Source organism: Azospirillum sp. TSH64 (genome assembly GCF_003116035.1).
Taxonomy (GTDB): Bacteria; Pseudomonadota; Alphaproteobacteria; order Azospirillales; family Azospirillaceae; genus Azospirillum.
Window position 1 is genome coordinate 5,361,495 of record NZ_LGQW01000015.1, and the last position, 6,565, is coordinate 5,368,059.

Annotated in this window: 6 protein-coding genes; 2 read left to right on the plus strand and 4 right to left on the minus strand. The window is 71.4% G+C overall.

Features of this window, described 5'->3' with window-relative positions; all coding sequences use genetic code 11:
- The first annotated feature begins 49 nt into the window (after positions 1 to 49).
- Entirely contained in the window at positions 50 to 1,672 is a 1,623-nt protein-coding gene (locus TSH64_RS25620) for an inorganic phosphate transporter (RefSeq protein WP_109449362.1), read from the plus strand.
- A 40-nt stretch (positions 1,673 to 1,712) separates the two neighbouring features.
- On the opposite strand, the gene TSH64_RS25625 is transcribed toward TSH64_RS25620, so the two are convergent.
- The 3 genes from TSH64_RS25625 to TSH64_RS25635 form a co-directional block, all read right to left on the minus strand.
- The gene (locus TSH64_RS25625) at positions 1,713 to 2,009 is read right to left on the minus strand and encodes a hypothetical protein (protein ID WP_109449364.1); all 297 of its coding nucleotides are present in this window, start codon (positions 2,007 to 2,009) and stop codon (positions 1,713 to 1,715) included.
- A 212-nt stretch (positions 2,010 to 2,221) separates the two neighbouring features.
- Positions 2,222 to 3,265, minus strand: a complete 1,044-nt coding sequence (mgrA, locus tag TSH64_RS25630; RefSeq protein ID WP_109449366.1) for an L-glyceraldehyde 3-phosphate reductase — start codon at positions 3,263 to 3,265, stop codon at positions 2,222 to 2,224.
- Between the two features lie 81 nt (positions 3,266 to 3,346).
- Complete coding sequence (locus TSH64_RS25635) at positions 3,347 to 4,261, minus strand: LysR family transcriptional regulator (RefSeq protein WP_109449368.1); 915 nt, start codon at positions 4,259 to 4,261, stop codon at positions 3,347 to 3,349.
- Between the two features lie 142 nt (positions 4,262 to 4,403).
- Between TSH64_RS25635 and TSH64_RS25640 the strand changes: the two genes are divergently transcribed.
- A complete protein-coding gene (locus TSH64_RS25640; protein ID WP_109449370.1) occupies positions 4,404 to 5,852 on the plus strand; it encodes an MFS transporter in 1,449 nt (482 codons plus the stop codon).
- Between the two features lie 34 nt (positions 5,853 to 5,886).
- On the opposite strand, the gene TSH64_RS25645 is transcribed toward TSH64_RS25640, so the two are convergent.
- Positions 5,887 to 6,565: LysR substrate-binding domain-containing protein (locus TSH64_RS25645; protein ID WP_109453041.1), on the minus strand; the 679-nt coding region annotated here is incomplete at its 5' end.

A 6,565-nucleotide genomic window follows, 5' to 3' on the forward strand; every position in this document is an offset into this window, starting at 1 on the left:
GGACGGTTCCGGCGCCGCGACCCGACCCTCTCGAACAGCGAGCACGACCATGTCGGACACCACACTGCCGTCTGGCGCTTCGCCGCCGGTTCGCGGTCCCAATCTCCACCAGAAGCCGCACTCCGCCCTGCCGGTGGCGTTCCTCGTCGTGCTGGCCGCCGGTCTCGGCTATGCGGTCCATGGCTTCGTCACCGACCTGCAACGGGTGGACCAGCCGCCGCTGGCGACGGGGGCCTTCCTGCTTCTCGGTCTGGCGCTGCTGATCGCGCTGGGCTTCGAGTTCGTCAACGGCTTCCACGACACCGCCAATGCGGTGGCGACCGTCATCTACACCCACAGCATGCCGCCGGTGCTGGCGGTGCTGTGGTCCGGCGCCTTCAACTTCCTGGGCGTGCTGCTGTCGTCGGGGGCGGTGGCCTACAGCGTCATCACCCTGCTGCCGGTGGAGCTGATCCTTCAGGTCGGCAGCAGCGCCGGCTATGCCATGATCTTCGCCCTGCTGATCGCCGCCATCATCTGGAACCTGGGAACCTGGGCGCTCGGGCTGCCCAACAGCTCGTCCCATGCCCTGATCGGCTCGGTCATCGGGGTCGGCCTCGCCAACCAGCTGATGGCGCCGGACGGGCAGGCGACCTCGGGCGTCGAATGGGGGCAGGCCTTCGGCGTTCTCCAGGCCCTGCTGTTCAGCCCGGTGATGGGCTTCGTGCTGGCCGCCATGCTGCTGCTGGTGCTGAAGCGCGCGGTGAGGAACCGGCGCCTGTTCGAGCCGGCCGACCCCAGCCGTCCGCCGCCGCTGTGGATCCGCGGGCTGCTGATCCTGACCTGCACCGCCGTGTCCTTCGCCCATGGCGGCAACGACGGCCAGAAGGGCATGGGGCTGATCATGCTGATCCTGATCGGCGCGGTGCCCACCGCCTATGCGCTGAACCGCACCATGCCCGACAGCACCACCCCGGCCTTCGTCGAGACCACCCACCGGGCCGAAGCGGTCCTGCGCTCGCATGCCGACGGGCGGCAGCCGGCGTCGGCGGAGGAGGCGAGGCGGATGGTCGGCGACGCGCTGCGGACCAAGGAGCTGAACCGGCCGGAGGTCTATGGCGCGCTGGCCGTGCTGTCCGCCGACATCGCCCAGGGCGTGCAGAGCTATGGCGCCATCAAGCATGTGCCGGCGGAAGCGACGTCGAACATGCGCAACGACATGTATCTGGCCGCCGATGCGGTCCGCCTGCTGCCGAAGGCCGGTGCCAGCCTGCCCGATGACGAGGCGAAGACGCTGAAATCCTATCAGGAGGCGCTGAACGCCGGCACCCGCTTCATTCCCGACTGGGTGAAGTTCTCGGTGGCGGTGGCGCTCGGGCTCGGCACCATGGTCGGCTGGCGCCGCATCGTCGTCACCGTCGGCGAGCGGATCGGCAAGCAGCATCTGGCCTATGCCCAGGGCGCCTCGGCGGAGATCGTCGCCGCCGGCACCATCGGGCTGGCGGAGATCTACGGCCTGCCGGTGTCGACCACCCACATCCTGTCGAGCGGCGTCGCCGGCACCATGGCGGCGAACGGGTCCGGCCTGCAATGGAGCACGGTGCGCAACATGGCGATGGCCTGGGTGCTGACCCTGCCGGCCGCCATCATGCTGGCCGGCCTGCTGTACTACCTGCTGCGCCACCTGTTCTGAGCCCTGGCCGGCGCGGGTCCCGCCGGCCTCCCCACCGGACTCAGGGCGCCGTGGGGCCGGCGGGGGCGGCGGGCTGAACAAGGCTGAGGCCCAACCGGCCGCGGGCGAAATTCAGGTAGCTGACGGCCTGCGCCTGATCGCCCCGGCTCCAGTACCATTCGGCGGCGGACAGGGTGGTGCTGATGGTGCCGACCTCCGACGTCGAGGGAACCTTGCCCCGGGCCTCCTTGAGCAGCAGGGGAAAGCGTTGGGCGAGGTCGGTGGCAGCCGGCTGGGCCGCGGCGGCGGTGGACAGGACGATGCCGGCGGCGACCAGGGCCGGGAAGAGCGTGTTCATGGCGTGTCCTCGATCTTGAGCAACCTGTACCGCCGCTTCGCCGTCAACCGTCGGCCGGCGAAGAGGGGGCGGTCGGAAAAAGACTCTCAGATCTCTGTTACACTTCGGCGAACCGACCACTGCTCCGGAAGGACTAAAAGGGGAGGCAAAAGGAGGGGCGGCCCCCAGGGTTTCCCCGCAGGCCGCTTTCTCCCGGCCGCTCCCCCCTGCGCTCAGCCGGCTTCGGCTGCGGAGGAGGCGCTCCACAGGTTGATGCCGGCGTCGGCGACGGCGTGGCTGTCGATCTCGGCCAACTCCTCCGGGCTGAAGGACAGGCTGTTCAGCGCATCCAGCGAGTTGTCGAGCTGCTCGACGTTGCGCGCGCCGATCAGGGCGGAGGTCACGCGCGGGTCGCGCAGGACCCAGGCGATGGCCATCTGCGCCAGCGTCTGGCCGCGCCGCCTGGCGATGGCGTCGAGCGCGCGGATGCGCTTCAGATTCTCCGGCGACAGGAAGTTGGCGCGCAGGCTGCCGCCCTTGGCGGCGCGGGCATCGGCAGGCTGGCCACCGAGATACTTGCTGGTCAGCATGCCCTGCGCCATCGGCGAGAAGGCGATGCAGCCCATGCCGAGATCCTCCAGCGTGTCGAGCAGGCCGCCTTCAACCCAGCGGTTCAGCATCGAGTAGGAGGGCTGGTGGATCAGGCAGGGGGTGCCCAGCTGCTTCAGGATGCCCGCCGCCCGCCGCGTCATCTCCGGCGAGTAGGAGGAGATGCCGACATAGAGCGCCTTGCCCTGGCGGACGATGTGGTCGAGCGCCCCCATCGTCTCCTCCAGCGGGGTGCGGGGATCGACGCGGTGCGAATAGAAGATGTCGACGTAATCCAGGCCCATCCGCGTCAGGCTCTGGTCCAGGCTGGAGACCAGATATTTGCGCGAACCCCAGTTGCCGTAGGGGCCGGGCCACATCTCGTAGCCGGCCTTGGTCGAGATCACCATCTCGTCGCGGTAGGGCCGGAAATCGGTGGCGAGGATGCGGCCGAAATTCTCCTCCGCCGAGCCCGGCGGCGGGCCGTAATTGTTGGCGAGGTCGAAATGGGTGACGCCGCGGTCGAAGGCCCGGCGCAGCACGGCGCGCCCGGTGGCGAACACGTCGGTGCCGCCGAAATTCTGCCAGAGCCCCAGCGAAATGGCCGGCAGGTCCAGCCCGCTGCGGCCGGTGCGCCGGTAGCTCATTGTGCCATAGCGCTGGTCGGCGGCGAGGTAGGGCGGCTGCATGGCGAACTCCCGTTGTGATTCTTGGTGATATATCAGCATAGGGCGGCGGTGCGTCGGTGCGCAATGGCCCCGCCGGCCATATCACTCCCGGCGTTCGGCCCCGGGTGGCGAGGCGCAGACCTTGCGCACGCAGCCGCGCAGCCAGCGGTGGGCCGGGTCGGCGTCGAGGCGGGGGTGCCAGATCAGGGAGACGGTCACTTCCGGGGCGGGGAAGGGCAGGGCGAAGCCGTGGAGACCGGCGCGCAGCCCCTCGGTGTGCCGGTCGGGCACGCTGACGATCAGGTCGGTGCCGCGCACCAGCGCCAGCGCCGCGGCGAATCCGCCGACCGTCGCGACCACGTCGCGCCGGAGTCCGAGCCGGTCCAGCGCCTCGTCCACCAGCCCGCGGTCGTCGCCCCGCCGCGACACCAGCACATGGCGGCCGGCGGCGAAGCGCTCGGCGGTGATCCCGCCCGCGGCCAGCGGATGGCCGGGGCGGACGACGCCGATGAAGCGGTCGTGGAACAGGGCCTGGGTGCGCAGCTCCGGCCCGCTGCCGACGGAGACCACGCCGGTCTCCAGATCGACCGAGCCGTCGCGGAGCGGGCCGCTGTCCTTGTCCGGCTTGGCCAGAAAGCGGATGCGGACGCCGGGCGCCTCGGCGGCGACCAGGGTGAGCAGGGCCGCGCCATAGCTTTCGACGAAACCGTCGCTGGTCCGCAGGGTGAAGGTGCGGGCCAGCCGGCTCACATCGAGGTTTTCGGCCGGGCGCAGCGCCGCCTCCGCCTCCTGCACCAGCAGGCGGACGCGGTCGCGCAGGTCGAGCGCGCGGGGCGTGGGGACGAGGCCGCGCCCGGCCCGGACCAGCAGCGGGTCGCCGGTCGCTTCGCGCAGCCGCGCCAGCGCCCGGCTCATCGCCGACGGGCTGAGCCGCAGCCGGCGCGCCGCACCGGCGACGCTGCCTTCCGCCAGCAGGGCGTCCAGGGTGACGAGCATGTTGAGGTCGGGTGCGGTCATGCGCCGGAGCGTAGCACGGGCCGACGGCCGCCGCTGCGGGGACATGGCGTCCGATGCACGAATACAGTGCGGATGCTGCGCGTTCCGCCATGCCAGCCCGCGCCCTAGCCTGGATGCCTGTCATTCGGGAAGGAGAGGCGTCATGAGGGAAGCGGTTGCGGAGCAGGCGGTGGCGGGCGGACCGGCGCGAGGGCTGGTCGCGCAAGGGGGATTGGCCGGGCTGGCGCTGGCGATGCTGCTGTCGTCGCTCGGCATCAGCATCGCCAATGTCGGGTTGCCGGCGCTGGCGCGGGCGTTCGACGTGCCGTTCCGCGAGGTCCAATGGGTGGTGCTGGCCTATCTGCTGGCGATCACCACGCTGATCGTCGGGGTCGGGCGGCTGGGCGACATCGTCGGGCGGCGGCGCCTGCTGCTGGCCGGGATCGCCCTGTTCACGGCGGGCTCCGCCGCCTCCGCCGCCGCGTCCGGCCTGTGGATGCTGGTCGCGGCCCGCGCGGTGCAGGGGCTGGGGGCCGCCGCGATGATGGCGCTCGCCACCGCCTTCGTCGGCGATGCGGTGCCGAAGGAGCGGATCGGCCGGGCGATGGGGCTGATGGGAACGACATCGGCGGTCGGCACCGCGCTCGGCCCGACGCTGGGCGGCCTGCTGATCGCGGCCTTCGGCTGGCCCGCGATCTTCCTGGTCACCGTGCCGCCGGGCGTCGTGGCCTTCCTGCTGGTGCGGCGCTGCCTGCCGACCGACCGGAGGGAAATCCGGTTGGAGACCCGGTTGGAGACGGGGCGCGGAGCCGGGCGGGGGAGCTTCGATTTTCCCGGCACGCTGATCCTGGCCCTGGCGCTGGGGACCTATGCGCTGGCGATGACCGGCGGGCGCGGCGGTTTCGGCTGGTCCGAGGTGACGCTTCTGCTGGCGGCGGTGGCCGGCTTCCGGCTGTTCCTGGCGGTGGAGGCGCGGATGGTGTCGCCGCTGCTGCGGCTGGAGATGCTGCGCGACCGGACGCTGCGCGGGCGTCTGGCGATGAGCCTGCTGGTGGCGACGGTGCTGATGGCGACGCTGGTGGTGGGGCCGTTCCACCTCGCCCATGCCCTGGGGCTGGAGACCGGCATGGTCGGTGTGGCCATGTCGGCCGGTCCGCTGGTGGCGGCGCTGACCGGCGTGCCGGCCGGACGGGTCGTCGACCGCTTCGGCGCGGCGCGCATGACCATCCTGGGGCTGAGCGCCACGACGGGCGGCTGCGTGCTGCTGGCGCTGCTGCCGGCGACGTTGGGCGTGGCTGGCTATGTCGGGCCGCTGGTCGTCGTCACCGCCGGCTATGCGCTGTTCCAGACCGCCAACAACACGGCGGTGATGGCGGATGTGGAGAAGGACCGCCGCGGCGTGGTGTCGGGTGTGCTGAACCTGTCGCGCAATCTGGGGCTGGTCACCGGCGCCTCGGTGATGGGGACGATCTTCACGCTGGGGGTGGGGACGGAGGTGGCCGTCGCGGCGCCTGACGCCGTCGCCGCGGGAACCCGGACGACCTTCGCCGTCGCGGCCGGGCTGATCGCCGTGGCGCTCCTCCTGGCGGTCCGGACGGCGGGGCGGCGGTGACGGCGGGGCCGGGCACACCGCGATTGCGCTCCGATCATCTGGTATCGGTCATGTGGCATCGGCCAGCCATGAAATCCACAAAGGCGCGGACGCGGGCGGGCAGGGGGCCTGGACCTCCGAGATAGACGGCGTGGATGTCCTCGCTGCCGCCGGGGTTCATGTGGTCCAGCACCGGCACAAGCGCACCGGCGGCGAGGTCGGTCTCCACCTGGAAGCGCGCCAGACGCGCCAGCCCGACGCCGCCCAGGGCAAGCAGGCGCGCGGCGTCCCCGTCGCTCGCCCGTGCGGCGATGGGCGGCATATGCTCCTCGATCTCTTCGTCGCTTGCAGTCCTGAAAGGCCAGCCGCCGATGGCGCGCGGGAAGGTCCAGCCGATTCCCCTGTGGCGGGCAAGCTCGTCCGGGTGCCTCGGCGTCCCATGCCGCTCCAGATAGGCGGGGGAGGCGACCACGACCATGCGGGTGCTGCCCAGCTTGCGGATCATCAGGCTTGAATCGCGCAGCGGTCCGGTCCGGATCGCGACATCGGCCCGCTCCTCCATCAGGTCGACCACCGCATCCGACAGCACAAGGTCGATGGTGACGCCGGGATGGGCGGCCAGGAATTCGGGCACCAGCGGGATCAGGTGGCGCATGCCGAAGGGGACGTTGCTGTTGACGCGCAGATGTCCACGCGGCGCCGCACCGGCCGAGGCCTCCCGCTCGGCCTCCTCC

What these genes read in the sequence shown, in the direction of transcription:
- TSH64_RS25625 (WP_109449364.1), bottom strand. Translation starts at nt 2,009, where the DNA reads ATGAACACGCTCTTCCCGGCCCTGGTCGCCGCCGGCATCGTCCTGTCC.
- mgrA (WP_109449366.1), bottom strand. Translation starts at nt 3,265, where the DNA reads ATGCAGCCGCCCTACCTCGCCGCCGACCAGCGCTATGGCACAATGAGC.
- TSH64_RS25635 (WP_109449368.1), bottom strand. Translation starts at nt 4,261, where the DNA reads ATGACCGCACCCGACCTCAACATGCTCGTCACCCTGGACGCCCTGCTG.
- TSH64_RS25620 (WP_109449362.1), top strand. Translation starts at nt 50, where the DNA reads ATGTCGGACACCACACTGCCGTCTGGCGCTTCGCCGCCGGTTCGCGGT.
- TSH64_RS25640 (WP_109449370.1), top strand. Translation starts at nt 4,404, where the DNA reads ATGAGGGAAGCGGTTGCGGAGCAGGCGGTGGCGGGCGGACCGGCGCGA.